Below are 20,186 nucleotides of genomic sequence, written 5' to 3'. Positions count from 1 at the left end.
TATTTGAAAAAGTTTCGTAAAAAGATATTTACAAATTCCTTAGATAACAAAGCGAATTCGCAAGTTAATGAAATCCCCAGGCCAACTGCGATTGGTTCAGGATGATGATTGGAAAATAAGGCCAACGGCAGCTTAGCAATTCTATTCAACATAGCGGTTTCAATACGGTGTACACTACCCGTATGCCCATTTGAAGGTGCTATAGTAGGTTAAAAGGAGCAAAATAGCTTGAAAAGGATGTGCCACCACATGTAGAACGGATATTTTTCAAAAAAACTTCGGAATCGGTGATAAAAACGCCAGTTTTTGTACTCGCAAGATTTTTAAACATTTTGATGCGTCAGTACTGCGTCTCACCCAATTTCGTTGACACCCTGAAGTTATGCGTGTTAGAATAACCTAAATGTTTTGAGAAAAGGAAGAGGCAGGAAATGCGACTTCAAGGGACGATGCAAATCAATAATCAAGGACATTTGGAGATCGGTGGCTGTGATGTGGTGGGTCTGGCTGACACCTTTGGAACACCTCTGATGATCATCGATGAGGATCTGCTGCGGGAAAACTGCCGCAGGTACTATAAGGCGTTTACTCAGGATGACGGTGACGGAGTCTTGTACGCATCAAAGGCCTTTCTGTCCACAGCTGTAGCCAGGATCATCCATAAAGAGGGGATTGGGCTCGATGTTGTTTCCGGAGGGGAGCTGACCATTGCTTTAGCGGCAGGCTTTCCACCGGAAAAGATATTCTTTCATGGTAACAATAAATCCGCTAATGAGCTGAGATTTGCACTCAGCTGTGGGGTGGGCAGGATTGTCATCGACAACCACTATGAACTGGAACTGCTCGAACAGATCAGCGCGGCCGAAGGATACCGGCCGTCAGTTCTGCTCAGGTTAGCTCCTGGAGTAGATGCACACAGCCATGCTTACATTTGTACAGGCCAGATAGACTCCAAATTCGGCTTCAATATTTTTGGAGGGGGGGCCTTAAATGCAGTGAAGCGGGCTCTGGAATCCCCCCACCTTGATCTGAAGGGTCTCCACTGCCATATCGGCTCCCAGATCTTTGATCTCGGTGTTTTTCGCTGTGCTGCCTTGATGATGATGGATTTTCTGCAGGAGGTACGTGATCATACCGGTTGGACAGCTCCTGAACTTGACCTGGGAGGGGGGCTTGGGGTTTACTACACCTCAGGAGACACACCTCCGATAATAGAAGAGTATGCTAAAACAATCAAAGACGCTGTCCTCCAGAAGTGCAGGGAACATAATTTCCCCAGGCCGCGACTTTTCGTCGAACCAGGGAGATCGATTATCAGTCCCCCGGGAACAACCGTTTATACACTGGGGAGCAGCAAGGAGATCCCCGGGGTGAGGAAGTATGTGGCTGTTGATGGGGGAATGACCGATAACCCGCGCCCTGCACTGTACCAGGCTGAATATGAGGGGATCATCGCCAATAAGGCTGCTGCCAAACCGGTGGAAGGGGTGGCAATCACAGGTAGGTGTTGCGAATCCGGAGATATGCTGATCTGGGATCTTGCGGTTCCCAGGATTGAACCCGGTGACCTGCTGGCAATATCCTGCACAGGGGCATATAATTATTCCATGTCCAGCAACTATAATGCATTGGCGCGCCCGGCGGTGGTTCTGGTAAAGGATGGTAAAGTTGATATCATTGTGAAGAGGGAAACCTGGGGAGACCTGAGCAGACTGCACTGTATTCCCGAACACCTCTTTTAATCTATAAGTTTCGGGGGGATGTTTAATGCTTGATTTGGACTTTACCCGTATGCTGCTCTGGCTCCCAGCGGTGATCATAGCATTGACCTTTCATGAATACGCTCACGCCAGGGCTGCAGATCGGTTGGGGGATCCTACGGCACGCTATATGGGGAGGATGAGCCTCAATCCTCTGGTACACATGGACCCCATAGGTTTTATTCTGCTCCTTGTGGCGGGATTCGGTTGGGCAAAACCGGTTCCGTTTAATCCCTTAAATATACGCGGTGACCGGATGAAGGGGATGATGCTGATTTCAGCGGCAGGACCCCTTATGAATCTTTTTATAGCCTTTTCAGCGGCACTTGTTTTACATTTTGCCCTGCCGGATCCCCGGATGCTATATTCTGATGCGCCACTGGTTCGAATCATGTGGTCCATTGTTTATATCAATGTTTATCTGGCCGTGTTCAACCTGATTCCTGTACCACCACTGGATGGATCCAAGATCCTGGCTGGATTGCTGGGCTCAGATGAAATACTCTATAAGCTGGAAAGATACAGCATGATTATCCTGCTGGTTTTGATATTTAGCGGTTTTATAGGAATGGTGCTGTTTCCGGTGGCCAATGTTGTTATCGGCTTTCTGAACAATCTAGCTGCCTTAATTGCTTCACCCTTTGTGGGGTTCTAGTAAAATAATTAAAGAAGGGGTAGTAATGAAAAAAGACACAATCTTGAGCGGGATGCGCCCTACAGGGAGACTGCATCTGGGGCATTTAAGCGTTCTGGAGAACTGGCGACGGTTCCAGGAGAGATATAACTGCTATTATATGGTTGCCAACTGGCATGCACTGACAACTGCCTTTGATGACCCTGGCTTAACTGTAGAGGCCACAAAAGAGATGGTTCTGGACTGGCTGATGGTAGGGATTGACCCGGAGCAGAGCACACTATTTGTCCAGTCAGAGGTTAAAGAGCATGCTGAACTGGACCTGCTTCTCTCTTTGATCACCCCGCTGTCCTGGCTGGAGCGCTGCCCCACCTATAAGGACCAGGTGCAGCAGTTCAAAGAGCAGGGCAAAGATATCACTACACACGGTTTTTTAGGCTATCCTCTGCTGATGGCTACAGATATCATCATCTACAAGGCTACTCTTGTACCTGTAGGAGAGGACCAGCTTCCACACCTGGAGTTCTGCCGTGAGGTTGTGCGGCGTTTTAATCATCTTTATAAGAAAGAGGTTTTTCCTGAACCCCAGCCCTATCTGGCTGAGGTGTCCATGATCCCGGGGCTTGACGGCAGAAAAATGAGCAAAAGTTATGGCAATGAGATACCGCTCTTTTCTAACCCCAAAGAGATCAAGTCCAAGGTACAGACGATGGTTACAGATCCGGATCGCATTCATGTACATGACCCCGGGCATCCTGAAATCTGTACTGTCTCTAATTTCCATAAAGTTTTTAACACAGCAGCGATAGAAGAACTTGAGGAAGGGTGCAAAGGGGGAAAGATCGGTTGTGTTCCCTGCAAAAAGAGGCTGGTCAAAGCTCTCATCGATCATTTGACTCCCTACTGGGAGCGGCGACAGGAATTGGAAAAGGATCCCGACTATGTCTGGGATGTTCTGAACGAAGGAAAAAGGCGAGCACGCTGGAAGGCAAGGCAGACCATGCAAGAAGTACGGGCGGCGATGGGGTTTGAAATACCAGGTTCAACTTGATGTTTATGAGGGGCCGCTGGATCTTCTCCTTAGAAGCCTTAACAATGAGGAGATTCCAGCAGGTGAAATCCCTGTCTGTACAATTATTGACCAGTTTATTGACTATTACATGGGGATCGCTTTTTCTGATTTAGAAGAGGGTAGCCGGTTTTTGGTCTTAGCGGCTACCCTTCTGGCTGTCAAGGCTAGACTGCTGCTGCCGCGGCATGAAGAGGAAGATGAGGAAAGTGATCCCTTGTTGGATCAAGATGATGAGGATGGTCTTTTGGAAACAGATTTTGAAGAATACCTGGCTTTTCAGGATGCAGCTATCACACTGGAGGAGCGTGCCCGGGAGTGGATGATGGTTTACCGGCGCCCCCCTATTAAAGTTAAGGTTCCTGAACAAAAGGGTGCCAGAGATGATGTTTCCCGCTTGCTTGAAGCCTTTCAAGGCATCATAGAACGCATCTCCAAGCTGCCTGAGCCTTATATGGTAAAGAGTGTTCCCTATGATCTCGATGATCTGATGAATGATGTCCTTGCAATGATCAAATCCCGTCCAGAGGGCATCCACTTTAGCGATTTCTTTCCTGTGACTTACGGAAGGGATGATGTGATCTTCACTTTTCTGGCTGTTTTGGAGCTTGTTTATGAGGGAGAGATAATTGTCAGAGAGGATCTGAAGACAGACGAACTCTTGCTTATTCTAAAAGAGAATGTCTAAGTTTAGCGGCATTCTCAAGGGCGCTTTCTCATTTACCCCTTGCTTATTCTAAAAGAAGAATCTCTAAGAGAGCGTCTAAAAAGCGACTAAAATTGGACAAGACTTACAAATGAGTATCATCCATAGAACCTGCTGTAACAGGAGGATACAATATTGATGAACGAATATGCCGGACCACTTAAAGTTGAGTAGAGTAACAACCTGCATCTTTAGGAGGCACCGGAACGGTGCATCAACAAAAGATAGGGAGAGATATGAGATGACGGTAATTTTCCCTGAGGAGGCCACCGCTGTACTGGAGGTGCTGATCTTTGTCACCTCAGAGCCGGTATCAACCGAGACATTGAGCCGCCTCACAGGCTATTCCGCCAGAGATATAGAAGAGCTTCTCAAAAAACTGGAAAAACTCTATGATCAGCCCGGACACGGCTTGCAACTCGTCAAGGTTGCAGGTGGTTATCAACTGGTTACCCGTCCTGAATATTCATTTTATATAGAGAAACTGCTTCGGGAAAAAGCAACAGAACCTGAACTATCCAGGGCTGCATTGGAAACCCTGAGCATCATTGCTTACTACCAACCTGTTACCAGGGCTAAAATTGAGGCCATACGCGGTGTTCGTGTCGACCACATTCTGATCAATTTGCTGGAACGGGGATTGATCAAAGAAATGGGCCGCGGCAGTGGCCCCGGAAGACCCATACTATATGGGTCAACACATAAGTTTCTTGAGTATTTCGGCCTCAATGACCTCAGTGACCTGCCTCCCCTCCCGGACCTGGGAAATAGCGGTAATACATCAGAAAAATAGTATACTTTTCCTTTCAGGCGCACACCTTAATACTAGATGACAGAGTTGCAACAGCGGATGCTGTGAGGTGTTTGAGGTTGCGTCAGATAGAGCTCGGCGTGCTGATTTGTACGTTAATTTTAGCAGTGGGGATTTTGCTGGCTGTGATGCCTGTAAAGCTCCGCTTTTTTTACAGGTGGGGTATGGATGAACACTCAATTACATTGAGGTTTGAATTCCTGTGGAGAAAGCTGGGGTTCGGGATCAAAATTTATTTTGGAAGTGAAAAGATCAGGGAGAAATACCGGTTCATTATCCCTTTCCATATAGGTGGAAAGGAACAGCATCATGAACCTAGATCGCTGGAAGATCTCTTTAGAATTTTTTCCCGTTATCAAAAACTGCTGCGATACAACAGGGTGTTCATGGAAAGGAGCGTCTGCCGCAGTTTTATCTGGGAAACAGAACTGGGCTTTACCGATTACGCACTGACCGGTGTTGCCACAGGGCTGTTGTGGTCAGGTAAAGGGGTGGTGATGGGATATTTGTCCCGTTTCTTAAAAATGAGTTCCCAGAATACACGGGTGTACGTTGCCCCTTTTTTTGGCAGGATGCATTGGAAAACTAGTGTGAACTGCATATTCACTACCCGTTTAGGTCATATTATTATTGTATTTAGTTATTATTTGCTGTGGTTGATCAAAAATGTCTGGGACAAAAAAGAGAGGTGACAGGATTTGGCGGATCATCCTATCGAAACATTGATGAAAACTGCTATGGAAAATATCAAGGATATGATTGATGTAAACACAATCGTCGGTGATCCTGTAGAAACCCCGGATGGCAGTGTAATTATGCCGGTATCCCGTGTTTCCTGCGGATTCGCGGCAGGAGGGGCGGATTACCAGACCGACGGTGACAGCCATACTGATCAGGGATCTCTACCATTTGGGGGGGGGAAGCGGAGGGGGTGTTTCTGTGCGCCCTGTCGGCTTCCTGGTTGTAGGACAAAATACTGTTCGAATGCTGCCTGTTGACGGAAATCCTGTTGCAGAGCGCCTTATCGATCTTGCTCCCAATCTGCTGGAAAGACTGCAGGTGATGATGCAGCAGAAACAGCAGCAAGAGACTCCTCCGGAAAGCCCGGTGATTTAACAGACAACATAGTTTTAGCTGGTTCCCCTTCTATTTTAGAAGGGGTTATCTTTTTTGGAGAAAAAAGCAGGGAAATAAGTCTTCCTTGACGAATCAACATCTTCTAGGAGTGAACTGACAGTGATTTGCAGGAAGATATTTAATCGAACGTATTTGGTGATATTTGTTGCTATTATTCTGTTTCTTTCCTTTCAACCCAAGTCGGAAGCTGCGGAAATACCTGATATCTCCGCAAAGGCTGCCATCCTGATGGATGAGAGTTCGGGCCGTGTACTATTAGCCAAAGATGTCCACCAAAGGATGCCCCAGGCCAGCCTAACTAAAATCATGACTGCCCTCCTGGTTGTCGAGCATGGTGATCTGGATAAACAGGTTGTGGTCAGTAAGCATGCCGAGGAAACCGGGGAAAGCTCCATTTGGTTGGAAGAGGGGGAGGTTTTGAGCAGGAATGATCTTCTCTACGGCTTGATGCTGGCCTCTGCTAATGATGCTGCTGTAGCTCTGGCAGAAAGTGTTGCCGGAAGTGAAGAGCTTTTTGTTAGGCAAATGAACAACCGTGCCAGGGAGCTGAATTTATCTGACACCCATTTTGCAAACCCTCACGGTTTGGATGCAGAAGGGCATTACAGCAGTGCCTTTGATCTGGCTTCTCTTGCCAGAGAGGGCATGAAAAACCCCCTGTTCAGGGATGTTATTGCTACAAAGGAAATGAATCTTCCCTGGCCAGGCCATAGTTGGGAGCGCGCCCTTTTTAACAAAAACAAATTGATCACCAGATATCAGGGGGCGCGGGGTGTCAAAACAGGCTATACAAGGACAGCCGGCTGCTGTCTGGTGGGAGCGGCGCATCGCGGTGACCTGAAGCTGATCTCTGTTGTGATGAATTCCTCTGATATTTACAGTGATACAGAGAAGCTGCTCGATTACGGCTTTAATAATTATGAGATGGTTGCTGTTGCGGAAAAAGATAAAGTCAACGGGGTTAACGTAAAGGATGGAACCAGTAAATCTGTAGTGGTGAAGTTAGAGAAGGATCCAACAGTTGCTGTGCTTCCTATAGAAAAAAGCCAGCTCTCTTTTAAGATCAGAGATAGCAGAAGAGGTTCAGGCTCCGGTTGAGAAGGGTGATGTCCTGGGCAAAGTTAAGGTTATATTGAACGGGCAAGAGATCGACCAGATCAACTATATTGCTCAGGAAAGTGTACCAAAGAAACCGCCTTTCTGGATGGCTATTATCAACTGGTTTATGTCACTGTTTTCTTAAATAGAACTGTTAGATGCACCGCGTGTGCAACGCGTGCACCGGGGACAGTCCCCGGTGCACGCGGACATCCTTTACTAACGACTAACCAGCCTTTATTCTTTCCTGATGAATCAAGAGTGCCTTCCCCATGATCCATGATCCACGTCTTGATCAAACACTATTTACCAACGACAAACCCGAAAAGCAGAAGTCAGAAATGCGTGCTACACGGAGGATCCCCCTCTCAGAAATGTACCAGGGACGCTTCTTTTGCACGTTCCCCTTGCACGCAGAAATGCGCCAGGAACCGTCCCCCTTGCATTCTACTATTTTTTGGTCTATTTTTTTTGCCTCCTACATAAAGGTGAAAAAGGAAGCAACTGGAGGAGGTAAGGTGGATGCTCAACATTATTTGGCTTTTTTTAATTCTGACCGGTATTGTAGTTGCCGCTTGTAGTGGCAGGATCGACCTGGTGACTGAGACGTTTTTCAGCGGTGCAAATGAAGCTGTCAAGGTTTGTTTGGATCTGATCGGGTTGATGACACTCTGGTTGGGGTTGCTGGAGATCGCCAGGCAAGCGGGGTTGATCAGAATCCTGGCGCGTCTTCTGCGGCCATTGACCGTTTTGCTTTTTCCCGGTGTACCCCCCAACCACCCTGCCCTGGGAGCGATCATCATGAATATCAGCGCCAATATCCTGGGGTTAGGGAATGCCGCAACCCCGTTTGGTCTAAAAGCGATGGAAGAACTGCAGAAACTCAACCCTCAAAAGGAAACAGCCACAGATGCCATGTGCACTTTTTTAGCTGCTAACACATCCTGTATCACCCTGGTTCCCGCCACCATCGTGGGTGTGAGAGTGGCCGCAGGCTCAGTCAATCCCACCGAGATCGTTGGACCAACCATGTTTGCCACAGGGTTTACCATGATCGTGACTCTTTTTGCTGACTTTTGCTGGCGCAACTTCTTCCGGGCGAGGCAGAGGAGGGGAAGAAGATGATCGAACAGGTATTGACTGAGGTTTCACGCTGGGCTATACCATTTTTGTTTGTTTTATTTCTTGTTGTCGGTTGGTGCCGCAAGATTCCAGTTTATGAAGCCTTTGTCCAGGGCGCTGCAGAAGGGTTTCAGATTGCTGTCCGCATCATTCCTTACCTGGTGGCCATGTTTGTGGCGATCAAGATATTCCGTGTTTCAGGGGCTATGGATATTTTCGCGCGGCTCTGTGCTCCCATTTTGGGCTTGGTCGGCGCCCCAGCAGAAGTGCTGCCCCTTGCTGTCATGAGGCCGCTCTCAGGAAGCAGTGCCCTGGGTCTTGCCACCGAGTTAATCTACAGCCATGGACCAGACACCTTTATTGGCAGGCTTGCTTCGATAATGCAGGGGACCACTGATACCACATTTTTTGTTTTAACGGTTTACTTTGGATCAGTGGGGATCAAGCGCTATCGCCATGCGGTACCCCTTGGTTTGATGGCGGATCTCACTGGACTGTTCGCTTCTCTTTTCATTTGTCATCTTCTTTTCTAAAGTGAAAATTCCAGAGATGAGGTTGAATTTGGCAGGATAATAGCGGATTTAGTCGAATTATTTATGGGGATCAAGGGGGAGTCTATGCATGAATATAGCAATCATGGGGCAGGAAGAGGGAGTTGTCCGAACCTCTTCTCCCTGTTCTCCCTGTTCTCGACATATGCTTTTATTGATGATCATGTTGTTCAGAGTATAAAGGCAACTCTATCCCAGGAGGTGAAGCAAGATCTCTTTAGAGCGTCTGCAGAAGGTGATGGCCAGGGCAGGTGTAGGGTCGCGCCGCTGCTGTGAGGATCTGATCCAAGGGGGCAGGGTTCGGGTTAATGGTGAAATTGCAGAACTGGGCATCAAGGTTGATCCTCTTAAAGACAAGATACTTGTGGATGGAAAAGGGATAACACTTCCCCGGAAGCACACCTATGTGCTTCTTTACAAACCCAAAGGCTGTGTCTCTACTGTTAAGGACCCACAGGGGAGGCCCAAGGTAACGGACCTGGTGCCGCTTTCTGGGGTTCGTTTATTTCCTGTGGGTAGACTGGATTATCAAACAAGCGGGCTGCTCTTGCTGACCGATGATGGGGAACTGGCATACCTGTTGACACACCCCAAATATGGAGTATGGAAAACCTACCTTGTTCTTGTGCGGGGGAAGCCGTCACCGGCAATCATACAGAAGATGAGAGAAGGGCTGCCTCTTGAGGATGGCAGAACTGCTCCAGCCAAAGTGTCTTTCCTGGGAATGCAATCTCAGGATAAGGGGCTTTTAGAGATCAGTCTGCGAGAGGGAAGAAAGCGCCAGGTGCGCAGGATGTGTGAATGGGTTGGCCATCCTGTACTTGACCTGGAGAGAAAGAGTGTGGCTTTTTTAAATATTAAGGGGCTGCTGCCAGGTGAATACCGGTTTCTTACCCCAAAAGAGGTTCAAAGATTAAAAAGAATACCCAAAAGGAAGGAAACCATACCGCGGCAGAGAAATTAAAGATATAATATTAATATTATTACTACAAGGGGGAAACTGGATGCTTTATAGAAAACGTCACACACAGATCACAGCTATTTTGTTGCTCTTGATTTTTGTTCTACTGCTCAGCGGCTGCCAGCAGCAAAATACTGCCGGATCAGACATGACAACAGGCGAAATCGTGGTTACAGATGATTCAGGGACACAATTGAAATTGGATAAATACCCCGAGCGGATAATCTCCCTAACCCCCAACAACACTGAAATCCTGTTTGCACTGGGTCTGGGGGAACGGGTGGTGGGTGTAACTACCTACTGTGATTATCCGGAGGAAGTCAGCCAGAAGGCCCGTATCGGCGACCTGCAGGGGAATGTGGAAGAGATCGTTGCCTTGAAGCCGGATCTGGTTGTAGCCAAGGCAGTCCTCAATGAAGATATCGTCAGCAAGCTGCGAAAGCTTGATGTTCCCGTTCTCTGTGTGGACCCGGAAAGCATTGATGGGGTTTACAGGTCGATTGAATTAATTGCGAAGGTGACCGGCACCGATAGTAACGGAGATAAAATCATTTCGGAGATGAAAGCAAAAATATCTGATGTGCAGCAGAAAGTTGCTGAAATTCCTGAAGAAGAACGCCTCAAGGTTTTTATCGAAGTGGGAAATGACCCCCTGTATACAGCGGGAGGGGATACCTATGTTGATGAACTGGTACGCCTGGCGGGGGGAATCAACATTGCCAGTGATATAACCGGTTATCAGATGTACAGCCTGGAGACCGTGGTTAAATGCAATCCTGATGCGATTTTGGCAGCGGACAGTTATTATGTTGATGTGAAAGCGGAAATCAATAAGCGCCCCGGATGGGATACAGTCAAAGCTGTCCAGAAGGGACACATCATCACCGATATCGATACTAACCTGGTGAACCGGGCGGGTCCCCGCTCTGCTATGGCTGTGGAAACAGTGGCAAAGGCTCTTTATCCGGATCTTTTTTAAGACTAGACACTAAAGGATGAATGTGATGCATCACAGCAGTACTCGCTCTCGTAGTTCCCTGGGAATCTTGATTGTGCTCTTGGTTGTGCTCATTATTTCTGTGATCTTCGGTGTTAGCTTTGGCAGTACAACAACATCACCCTTAACCACTATTAAGGTATTATTTGCTCATATTCCGGGATTATCATCATGGTTTTCCGCCCCGGATGCTGCCACAGATGCCATTATCTATAAGATTCGCCTTCCACGGGTGGTGCTTGCCATATTTGTGGGTGCCGCACTTGCTGTGGCTGGAGCGTCTCTCCAGGGCCTTTTGCGTAACCCTTTGGCAGAACCATACACAATTGGTGTGGCCTCCGGTGCAGCAGTGGGTGCAGCACTGGTGATCATCTTTGCAGGTGGGGGGTTATTGGGTGCGGTCAGCCTTCCCTTTGCTGCCTTTTTGGGGGCGTTATTGACAGGAATTTTGGTCTATCGTTTGGCTGTTGTCAACGGACACCTGGCAGTGGAAACGCTCATTCTGGCCGGGGTAGTCATGAGTTCCTTTATGTCTGCTATTCTCTCTTATCTGCTTACAGTGGCCGGGCATAACCTCCAACAAGTTATCTACTGGTTGATGGGCAGCTTGGGAATTAGGGGAAGTGATTATTTCATATATACACTGCCCCTTTTGGTGGCAGGGATTATCCTGCTCTGTTTCTTTGGGCGTGACCTGAATATTCTGACCTTCGGTGAGGAGGCTGCAGGACAGTTAGGTGTATCTGTGGAAAGGACGAAACAAATAATTTTGCTGTTGGCTACTCTTCTAACCGGTATTGCCGTATCCCTGGCTGGGACCATCGGCTTTGTAGGTTTAATTGTTCCCCACCTGGTGCGGCTTACATTGGGTCCGGACCACCGGGTGCTGCTGCCGGTTTCTGCGGTTGGCGGGGGAATATTTTTAATATGGGCGGATATTGTGGCCCGGGTTGCTGTAGCACCTGTTGAACTGCCTGTCGGTGTTGTCACCGCATTCTTAGGCGCCCCTTTTTTCATGTATCTCTTGCGTACCCGTAAGAGCAGGGGCTATTTTTAGATGGGAAGGATTATTGATAGATGATGAACAATATGGTTTTTAAGATACATGGTGTTGAATGCAGTTATGGATCTCACCAGGCCCTCAAAGGGGTAAGCCTGGACATCGCTCCCGGTAGTTTTCTGGGTATCGTGGGGCCCAATGCCGCGGGCAAATCCACCCTTTTGAAAACCATTGCTGCAACACTGAAACCCACACAGGGTGTTGTTTATTTTCAAGGGGAGGACCTGACTAAAATCTCGCGGCGAGATCTTGCCAGACAGGTAGCTGTGGTGCCTCAGGAGATAGAGATGCACTTTCCCTTTTCTGTTATGGAAGTGGTCCTGATGGGAAGGCATCCTCACCTGGATAGATTTGACCGTGAAAGCGAACATGATTATGAGATTGTGCGCAAATCCATGGAGTCAGCTAACTGCTGGCATCTCAAAGACCGCAATGTACTGGAGCTGAGCGGTGGAGAACGCCAAAAGGTCATTTTGGCCAGGGCGCTAGCCCAGGAACCACAGATTATTCTGCTGGATGAGCCTGTTGCCCATCTTGATCTAAGCGCGCAGCTGGAAGTGCTCAATCTCTTAAAAGAGATGAACACAAGTCATGGTGTGACCGTTGTCGGTATCCTGCATGACTTGAATCTGGCAGCCCAATTCAGCCAGCAGTTGATTATTTTACATCAGGGGCAGATTTATATGGCGGGAACCCCGGAGGATGTACTGACAGCGGAGACTATAAAACAGGTATACAATACAGATGTAATGGTGATTAAACACCCACTGACAGGTGCTCCCCAGATAGTGATTCTGCCATCCACAGGTGAGAGCAATAAAAGTTCCTCTTTACCGCGGGTGCACCTGATCTGCGGTGGGGGTGTCGGTGGTGCTTTGATGGGCCAACTGCAGGGAATGGGGTGTCATGTCACTGCCGGGGTTGTTAATATCCAGGATACTGACTGGGAGGTAGGGCGTGCCTTAGGGATAGAGGTTATTGAAGAAAAGCCTTTTTCCCCTATCAGCACACAGAGTTATGAGGCGAATCTAAAACTTGCCCTGGATGCTGATGCAGTTTTTCTCCTGGAGACACCTTTCGGCCGTGGAAACTTTCCTAATCTACAGGTTTTGGAGCCGCTTCTTGCTTCTGGAAAGCCCTGTTATCTTGTAGCACCTGATCGCTTACCTGATCGCGATTATACCGGGGGAGAGGTGGTTCGCTGTGTTTCCAAGTTACAGGAGCAGGGCCTCTGTCTGCTGCCTGATCAGTTGGCAGTTATAAGAATTGTACAAACTTTAAGAAGGGGGAAAGATAATGTCGAGACCGCGCTTGGATAAAGGACTTGTACAGGTTTATACAGGAGACAGTAAAGGCAAGACAACCGCTGCCCTGGGACAGTGCCTGAGGGCAGTTGGGCACGGATTTTTTGTCTGCTTTATACAATTTATTAAAGGGGGGGCCTATACCGGGGAATTGTACAGCACTCAGAGGCTCTACCCCAATTTTGCATTTCGCCAGTATGGGATTACCTGCCCTTACAGCACATTGATCAGGCAGGGAGAAGAGAAGTGTCGCGGCTGTGGCAAGTGTTTTCCTTCCAAGGGGAAGGATAATGCCGAATGTGAAAGAATGACATGTCTGGGTTTCAGTGCAGCAGAGAAGGCAGTCTGTTCAGGTGAATATGATATCGTAGTATTGGATGAAATCAACCACGCCATCTACCAGAACTTCCTGACTCCGGACGAGGTTATTGCTTTACTGAATAAAAAATTGCCTTATGTTGAAGTGATCTTGACCGGGCGCAATGCTCACCCAGCGATCATTGAGCGAGCTGATCTGGTGACCGAAATGACCCTCAGGAAACACCCCTTCCAAAAAGGAATTATCAGCAGGCGAGGAATTGAGTATTAAATCCTGGGAAGGAATTTTGTGGACATATGACGAAATGAGACGATATTTACAGGATCACACGGGAGGTGGAGATAATTATGATGAACAACACAGATACTTCAAAACTGCGTTTTAGAGTTCGCTTTGACTACCGCGGGGAAGGCAAGCAGGGTAAACTCTTCTCCAGGATGAGGGAAGGGGAGGAGATAGCTGAGGAGGTCCGGGAACAAAGGGCAATCTTGCTGCGGAATATTCCCATTCAGGGTGTTCGAGTCGAAGACATCAATACCAATGGTGAGGTCTATATGGTCAGCGATGAGGCCACCGGACGTGAGATTGCCTATGCACCTGTCGAATTTACTTTAGAGGCGGACACCATCGAGGATGTTATCCCTTTTCTGCTGCGGGATGAATTTCGCAAAGTGGAAGTAATATCTCCGATAGAAGTTTTATTGGATAAGCACCAGGTTGAGCGTATTATTTATAAGATCAATGAGGAACTGCGTACTTATCGTCTTTACCTGGAAAAACGCATTAATAACAGGTAAATTTACCTGCTCTGCATAAAAATGCCCTGAACTGCGTAAAAGATGGTTATAGAGAATTACGCGGGAGGGCTTAATAATGGGAAGACACTTTTTTGAACGCCTGGAGCGCTGGGAAAAAGGGCTGCAAGTTATCGTTGTGCTCCTTTTTTCTCTGCTGGTTTTTTTTTCAGATGTTTATGGGTAAGGAACCTATCCGCTTTTACTTAAGTTTTGCTGAGCAAATGGAAGGGGTCCCCTTATCAAGTCAGGATCTGGCAGTGACGAGCCTGAGGCAGAAAGAGGTCGGAGAAGTCAAGCTCAAGATTGACAGTTACTTTATCCTGCCTGGGGCGGCTGTTTATATCAATGGTAAGAAGGCTGCCGGTTTTCAGGAACGGGAGGTTCTGCTTCCCGTAAAGGCGGGTGATGAAATTGTGCTCGATGGCACTGCTTATCCATATCCTATCACATTCCAGGTAAGTGCGGTTTCACAAGGGGTTTGCTGGCCTCCGGTTAACTACCGGGTGACGACCGACACCTCCCGGGCCAGTTTAGGTAAGGTTAGAATCGAATAGAGAAAAGGTGGGGTGATATGGTCTTGAATGGCTACGGCAGCAGGCAGATAGCCGCTATAGCGATCCAAATGGCGCTTACGAAGACAAGAGAAGAGGAGACAGAGCAAAAGGCTCTGTTTGCCAAACAAGGAATTAAGACAGCCGCTGTGGACTGTGGTGGTGAGTTTATCAGCACAGTAAAAAAGTTTATGGAACGAGCGGTTGTGGCAGCAAAAAGGGAAGGAGTAATCAGAGAAACCCATAGTGAACAGGGTGCTGTTGCGGGTGCCACCAGAGAGGCTTTGAGCCAGATAAGCTTAAAGGCTGTGGGCTTCAATGTAGGTGGTAAGATCGGAATAGCCCGGTACAATGACCATGTGAGTGTAGCTGTTTTCTTTGGGATTGGGCTGCTGCATCTTGACGAAGTGGCAGTCGGCCTGGGGCACCGTGTGGTTTCTTAAAAAGATGGTGGTTTATTCATGGGACGAACATTATGGGTACGAGGTATCCGCGGTGCAGCACCTGTTCCGGAAAATACCCCTGAGGCAATCAGGGGAGCTGCCAGGGAACTGCTGAGGATCATTGCTGATGAAAATTTACTGGAACCTGAAAGAATGATCAGTATTATCCTTTCGCTTACACCGGACTTGAATGCCACATTTCCGGCTGAAGCTGCCCGGGAGCTGGGGTGGGTTCATGTGCCCCTTTTCTGTACAACGGAAATACCTGTACCTGGAGCTCTGCAGATGTGTGTGCGTGTCTTAGTCCATGCTTATATGGATTGTGCCCAGGACGAAGTGAAGCACATTTATTTGGAGGATGCAGCGGTGCTCAGACCTGACCTGGATGGAAAAAACGGTTGACATCTTTAAAACAGGCTTGTATGATCTTTTTAGTTTTGTCATTATAATAAGTAGAAAAGGGAGGGGATAATTATGCCGCCGAAAGTAGATCTGGACAAGTGTACTGGCTGTGAAACCTGTGTTGATGTGTGCCCCAGTGAAGTTTTCGAGATGGAAGATGATAAGTCCAAGGTTGCTCGTCCGGATGACTGCACAGATTGCGAAACCTGTGTAGAGGAGTGCCCGGAGGAAGCAATTACGCTAGAAGATGAATAGTTAGTTGATTATTGTGAAGAAGCTCACAGGATATCCTGTGAGCTTCTTCTTTCATTCCCGATTGACTTATGTTAGAATGAGGTAACCGGGGGAGCAGTACGGTGGAAATTGGTAGGATACCCGGTGTATTAAAATTTTGGCAGGACGGCAGTATGGCAGGAGGGATAGCTTGTCTAATACTCCTTACCTGGAGTATTTTTTGTGTTTTTTATTGTTATCCTGCTGTTCCCTGTCACTCTGAGGAGGTCAGCAAGATGATTATTATCATGGATGGGCAGGCAAGAATAAAGGAAATAAAAGCAGTACAGTCGAAATTAATCAAGGAAGGGTTTACAGTACATATTTCCAAGGGAGTAGCTCGCACTATCATCGGTGTGATCGGTGACCGCACGAGAGCATTTAGATTATCGATCGATGTAATGCCCGGGGTCGAAAAGGTGATTCCAATTCTGAATCCTTTTAAGCTGGCAAGTCGCGAATTTAAACAAGATAGTACAATAATTAAAGTTGGGGGTCAGGCTATCGGGGGCAAGGATGTTCACCTGATGGCAGGCCCCTGTGCTGTAGAATCCAGAACACAACTGCTGGAGTGTGCCTTTGCAGTGAAGGAAGCGGGAGCCACCTTCCTGCGCGGGGGGGCGTTTAAACCCCGCACCTCCCCGTATTCTTTTCAGGGTCTCGCAGAAAAGGGGTTAGAATACATGGTTGAGGCGCGCTCAGAAACAGGGCTTTTGATCGTAACTGAGGTGATGGATCCCCGTCTAGTACCGCTCGTTGCCGGCTGTGCCGATATTCTGCAGATCGGAGCACGAAATATGCAGAACTTTCCCCTTTTAAAAGAGGCTGCTGCAGCGGGCAAGCCTGTTCTTTTGAAACGAGGAGCGGCTGCAACTATTGAGGAGTGGCTTATGGCTGCCGAATATATGATGCTTGAAGGCAACCACCAGGTTATCCTCTGTGAACGGGGAATCAAAACATTTGAAACATATACCAGGAACACTCTGGATTTAAATGCGGTACCTGTGGTCAAGCGCCTTTCCCATCTTCCGGTGATGGTGGATCCCAGCCATGGGACCGGCAACTGGTGGATGGTCTCCCCCATGTCTCGCGCAGCTGTAGCAGTCGGAGCGGATGGACTGCTGATCGAGGTACACCCTTCTCCTGGAGATGCCCTCTCAGATGGGCAGCAGTCCCTTACACCTGAAAACTTCCAGGGGTTGGTCCAGGAAGTGCATCAAGTTGCCCATGCAATAGGCAGAGCAGTTAACGGTGTCAGGCAGAATTGGATCTCTGATGCCGGGGGTCTGAGGCCCTAGTTAATAGAAGTCAGATACCGGAAGTCAGAAGTCGGAATAGATGTCGGAAAGCATTATAGCAATAGTGCAAGATTGGCCGGTTAGTGTCAAATGGGCCATCCCTGTGTAATGGTTGTCATGCTAAAGGGGTGGAATAGTGCTGAAAGAGAAGGGTGACTGTCACCGCAAACCGTGGATCGCGACAAAAGAAATGTCCCCTGTTAGCGCCTGTCATGGGGAGGAGGGAATTAGCACTGAAAGAAAATATGAGGGTCGCCATCATCGGACTTGGTGTTATAGGTGGCTCCTTGGGGATGGCCCTGCTGGCAAAAGGAAATTATGAAGTGGTGGGCATTGATCGGGATCCTGTCACTGTACGCCTTGCACTGGAAACAGGTGCGGTCTCTGCAGGCACAACAGATTGCCTTAACGGAGTAAAGCAGGCAGATATAGTTGTTCTTGCCATACCTGTCGGGGATCTCGCTGATCTTGCCAGGGAAATCGCCCCCTCTATCTCTTCTGAGGCCATTGTTACCGATGTGGGCAGCACCAAGGCAGAGGTCGTTGCTCTGCTTGAAGAGATCTTTCCTTCCCGTTTTGTGGGTGGGCACCCCATGACCGGTTCTGAAAGATCAGGAATTGAGGCTGCTGAACTGTATCTCTTTGAAAATGCCATTTATGTGCTCACTCCCACCGCCAGAACAGATTCCGAAGCATTGCAAAAGATCCAGGAGATGGTTGCTGATTCAGGAGCTATCTCCTGCTTTATATCACCTGATGATCACGACCGGATCGTGGCGGCGATCAGTCACCTGCCACATATGATGGCAGTGGCCCTCATGAATCTGGCAGCGGATTTTTCAGAAACACACCCCCAGGCTCTCACTTTAGCTGCGGGGGGCTTCCGGGATATGACGCGTATAGCTGCCAGCAGCCAGGTGATGTGGCGAGATATTTTTGCAACTAATCGCAGGAATGTGATCGAACTCACCAGACATTTCCGTGAAGTGCTGCTGCACTGTGAACAGCTTTTAGAGCGGGAAGACTATAATGAACTTGTCTTATTCATGCAGCGGCCTTGCTGCGAACGCCAAAAGATACCTTTCATTTAAAGGGTCACTCTACCTACCTTTACGAACTGATCTGTACGGTGCCTGATCGCCCTGGCAGTATCGCCTTGATCACCGGTCTTTTAGGGGAAGAAGAGATCAATATATCTGATTTGGAAATTCTCCGCATCCGTGAGGGAGAGGGTGGCACTATTAGACTGGGGTTTAAGACCGAGAGAGAAGTGGAGAGGGCGTTTCAAGTGTTATGCAAGGCCGATATTGCTGTAAAAAGAAGAAGATGAGGTGAGTGAAGATGAAACTGCGGGTTTTGTCCGGTGGAAAGCTATCTGGTACCTGCTCTGTGCCAGGAGATAAGTCTATTTCCCACCGCGCTGCTTTGATCGCCTCTCTAGCAGAGGGGGCCACAGATATTTATAACTATTTGTGGGGAGCGGACTGCATACAAACACTACAGTGCCTGAAAAAGCTCGGGGTCACGAATAGAGAAAAAAGACGGGTTTATCCGCATTATGGGAAGAGGACTTGATGGCTTACAAGAGCCCGCGGAGATTTTAGATGCGGGGAATTCAGGGACCACAATGCGCCTCTTGCTCGGATTGTTAGCGGGGCAGGATCTCTTTGCGGTTCTGACAGGGGATCAGTCCCTATGCAGGCGCCCCATGGGCAGGGTAATCACTCCATTAACAATGATGGGGACACAGATCCAGGGGAGATCCGAGAACAGATATGCCCCTCTTGCCATCAAGGGACTACGCCAGGTCAGACCAATCGAGTACAGGCTCCCTGTTCCCAGTGCCCAGGTGAAATCTGCAATCCTTTTGGCGGGTTTAAAGGCATCGGGAACAACCACCATCATCCAACCAATTCCCAGCAGGGACCATACCGAAAGAATGCTTCAGGTTTTCGGGGCACCTTTGAGAATAAACGGGAAGATGATCCACCTTGAGGGGAATAAAGGGCTGCAAGGGCAGATTCTTCAGGTGCCGGGCGATATTTCCGCGGCTGCTTTTTTGATAGTTGCTGCAACCCTGGTAAAGGGCAGTGAGATCATGATCAGAAGTGTTGGAATCAATCCAACCAGGACAGGAGTCATTGATGTGCTGAAAATGATGGGCGCAGAGATTGAGCTGCGGGATGTGCGTTCATGGAATAATGAACCGGTGGCTGATTTGCTCGTCAGATCTGCAGATCTGAAGGGCACAGTCATAGAGGGTGAACTGCTCCCACGGGTGCTGGATGAAATACCTGTGCTGGCTGTTGCAGCTGCGGCAGCGCAAGGGGAGACCATCATCAGTGATGCGGGTGAACTGCGGGTGAAGGAGACCGACCGCCTGCAGGCAATTACTGCTGAACTGCGGAAAATGAAAGCAGAGATCAAAGAAGAGCCGGATGGTCTGCGCATCCGGGGTAGCCAACTGGAGGGTGCGCGGGTAAATTCATGGGGTGACCACAGAATGGCCATGGCACTGGCTGTAGCAGGACTGATTGCCAGGGGAGAAACCATTGTTGAAGATGCCGGATGTCTGAATATATCCTTTCCCGCTTTTCCCGACCTGTTTAAAGGGTTAGGTGCAGGCATAGATCACGGCAAATTCATGTAGGAAGTAAATGGGTGTAAAAGTTGCTGGACAATCAACCAACTATGAATTAAGCTATAGCTCAGAAGTATATGTGGAGGGGATACTGATGAGCGAAAGCTTATATCAAGGGAAGTTTTTTGATTATTTTAGCGGATTGAACGATAGTAGAATGGAAGGGAAGATATGGCATCGATTAACCGATATCTTATTCATCGTGACCTGCGGAATTATTTGCGGCTACGATGAGTTTGAGCTTATCCATGT

General features: G+C 48.3%; 23 protein-coding genes and 3 pseudogenes. All 26 read left to right on the top strand.

The genetic code is table 11. From position 1 onward, the window contains the following. The first annotated feature begins 431 nt into the window (after positions 1–431). Entirely contained in the window at positions 432–1,742 is a 1,311-nt protein-coding gene (gene lysA, locus SSCH_RS14030) for a diaminopimelate decarboxylase (RefSeq protein ID WP_044666017.1), read from the top strand. Between the two features lie 25 nt (positions 1,743–1,767). Then, a complete protein-coding gene (locus SSCH_RS14025; RefSeq protein ID WP_044666016.1) occupies positions 1,768–2,415 on the top strand; it encodes a site-2 protease family protein in 648 nt (215 codons plus the stop codon). A gap of 25 nt (positions 2,416–2,440) precedes the next feature. Continuing rightward, a complete protein-coding gene (gene trpS / locus SSCH_RS14020; RefSeq protein WP_044666015.1) occupies positions 2,441–3,445 on the top strand; it encodes a tryptophan--tRNA ligase in 1,005 nt (334 codons plus the stop codon). Then, the gene (locus SSCH_RS14015; protein WP_044666014.1) at positions 3,423–4,151 is read left to right on the top strand and encodes a segregation and condensation protein A; all 729 of its coding nucleotides are present in this window, start codon (positions 3,423–3,425) and stop codon (positions 4,149–4,151) included. The genes trpS and SSCH_RS14015 overlap by 23 nt, the downstream gene beginning before the upstream one ends. 259 nt (positions 4,152–4,410) lie before the next feature. After that, the gene (scpB, locus tag SSCH_RS14010; RefSeq protein WP_044666013.1) at positions 4,411–4,962 is read left to right on the top strand and encodes an SMC-Scp complex subunit ScpB; all 552 of its coding nucleotides are present in this window, start codon (positions 4,411–4,413) and stop codon (positions 4,960–4,962) included. Between the two features lie 77 nt (positions 4,963–5,039). Continuing rightward, on the top strand, positions 5,040–5,672 hold the full coding sequence (locus SSCH_RS14005) for a DUF2953 domain-containing protein (protein ID WP_044666012.1): 633 nt from the start codon (positions 5,040–5,042) through the stop codon (positions 5,670–5,672). 6 nt (positions 5,673–5,678) lie between these two features. Then, positions 5,679–6,096 (top strand): annotated as a pseudogene (ytfJ, locus tag SSCH_RS22125) (GerW family sporulation protein). 156 nt (positions 6,097–6,252) lie between these two features. Beyond that, positions 6,253–7,215 (top strand): D-alanyl-D-alanine carboxypeptidase family protein, encoded by a 963-nt coding sequence (locus tag SSCH_RS13995; protein WP_156972318.1) that lies wholly within the window; start codon positions 6,253–6,255, stop codon positions 7,213–7,215. Continuing rightward, a pseudogene (locus SSCH_RS22120) lies at positions 7,187–7,249 on the top strand (hypothetical protein); the annotation flags it as partial. The gene SSCH_RS13995 and the pseudogene SSCH_RS22120, both read left to right, overlap by 29 nt. Before the next feature lie 488 nt (positions 7,250–7,737). Continuing rightward, positions 7,738–8,340, top strand: coding sequence for a nucleoside recognition domain-containing protein (locus tag SSCH_RS13990; protein ID WP_044666011.1), 603 nt, complete (start codon positions 7,738–7,740; stop codon positions 8,338–8,340). Then, positions 8,337–8,870, top strand: a complete 534-nt coding sequence (locus tag SSCH_RS13985; protein WP_044666010.1) for a spore maturation protein — start codon at positions 8,337–8,339, stop codon at positions 8,868–8,870. The genes SSCH_RS13990 and SSCH_RS13985 overlap by 4 nt, the downstream gene beginning before the upstream one ends. A gap of 229 nt (positions 8,871–9,099) precedes the next feature. After that, the gene (locus SSCH_RS13980) at positions 9,100–9,852 is read left to right on the top strand and encodes a pseudouridine synthase (RefSeq protein ID WP_084711209.1); all 753 of its coding nucleotides are present in this window, start codon (positions 9,100–9,102) and stop codon (positions 9,850–9,852) included. Between the two features lie 40 nt (positions 9,853–9,892). Next, positions 9,893–10,828, top strand: a complete 936-nt coding sequence (locus SSCH_RS13975; protein WP_044666009.1) for an ABC transporter substrate-binding protein — start codon at positions 9,893–9,895, stop codon at positions 10,826–10,828. Between the two features lie 25 nt (positions 10,829–10,853). Next, a complete protein-coding gene (locus SSCH_RS13970; RefSeq protein ID WP_044666008.1) occupies positions 10,854–11,903 on the top strand; it encodes a FecCD family ABC transporter permease in 1,050 nt (349 codons plus the stop codon). Between the two features lie 20 nt (positions 11,904–11,923). Beyond that, entirely contained in the window at positions 11,924–13,225 is a 1,302-nt protein-coding gene (locus tag SSCH_RS13965) for a heme ABC transporter ATP-binding protein (RefSeq protein ID WP_052835677.1), read from the top strand. Beyond that, the gene (locus SSCH_RS13960) at positions 13,218–13,799 is read left to right on the top strand and encodes a cob(I)yrinic acid a,c-diamide adenosyltransferase (protein WP_456300471.1); all 582 of its coding nucleotides are present in this window, start codon (positions 13,218–13,220) and stop codon (positions 13,797–13,799) included. Before SSCH_RS13965 ends, SSCH_RS13960 begins: the two co-directional genes overlap by 8 nt. Positions 13,800–13,876: 77 nt before the next feature. Beyond that, positions 13,877–14,326, top strand: a complete 450-nt coding sequence (locus tag SSCH_RS13955) for a hypothetical protein (RefSeq protein ID WP_232294494.1) — start codon at positions 13,877–13,879, stop codon at positions 14,324–14,326. Between the two features lie 176 nt (positions 14,327–14,502). After that, positions 14,503–14,880 (top strand): hypothetical protein, encoded by a 378-nt coding sequence (locus SSCH_RS13950; protein ID WP_232294493.1) that lies wholly within the window; start codon positions 14,503–14,505, stop codon positions 14,878–14,880. Positions 14,881–14,897: 17 nt separating this feature from the next. Further along, positions 14,898–15,320 (top strand): HutP family protein, encoded by a 423-nt coding sequence (locus SSCH_RS13945; RefSeq protein WP_198142499.1) that lies wholly within the window; start codon positions 14,898–14,900, stop codon positions 15,318–15,320. 18 nt (positions 15,321–15,338) lie between these two features. Next, positions 15,339–15,722: a chorismate mutase gene (aroH, locus tag SSCH_RS13940; protein ID WP_044666005.1), complete on the top strand. Its 384-nt coding sequence runs from the start codon at positions 15,339–15,341 to the stop codon at positions 15,720–15,722. Between the two features lie 72 nt (positions 15,723–15,794). Then, positions 15,795–15,977, top strand: coding sequence for a 4Fe-4S dicluster domain-containing protein (locus tag SSCH_RS13935; RefSeq protein WP_044666004.1), 183 nt, complete (start codon positions 15,795–15,797; stop codon positions 15,975–15,977). A gap of 254 nt (positions 15,978–16,231) precedes the next feature. Continuing rightward, a complete protein-coding gene (aroF, locus tag SSCH_RS13930) occupies positions 16,232–17,293 on the top strand; it encodes a 3-deoxy-7-phosphoheptulonate synthase (RefSeq protein ID WP_044666019.1) in 1,062 nt (353 codons plus the stop codon). A 212-nt stretch (positions 17,294–17,505) separates the two neighbouring features. Continuing rightward, entirely contained in the window at positions 17,506–18,384 is an 879-nt protein-coding gene (locus SSCH_RS13925) for a prephenate dehydrogenase (protein WP_084711208.1), read from the top strand. Further along, positions 18,351–18,623, top strand: a complete 273-nt coding sequence (locus tag SSCH_RS13920; RefSeq protein WP_156972315.1) for an ACT domain-containing protein — start codon at positions 18,351–18,353, stop codon at positions 18,621–18,623. The genes SSCH_RS13925 and SSCH_RS13920 overlap by 34 nt, the downstream gene beginning before the upstream one ends. An 11-nt stretch (positions 18,624–18,634) precedes the next feature. Continuing rightward, a pseudogene (gene aroA / locus SSCH_RS13915) lies at positions 18,635–19,943 on the top strand (3-phosphoshikimate 1-carboxyvinyltransferase). 7 nt (positions 19,944–19,950) lie between these two features. Then, the coding region (locus SSCH_RS17780) for a transposase family protein (protein ID WP_232294492.1) at positions 19,951–20,186 on the top strand (236 nt) is incomplete at its 3' end.

Origin of the sequence: Syntrophaceticus schinkii, assembly GCF_000946815.1 — a bacterium.
GTDB classification, from domain to species: domain Bacteria; phylum Bacillota; class DSM-12270; order Thermacetogeniales; family Thermacetogeniaceae; genus Syntrophaceticus; species Syntrophaceticus schinkii.
Note: the sequence above shows the minus strand (reverse complement) of the source record. Positions and strands in the feature narration are given on the sequence as shown.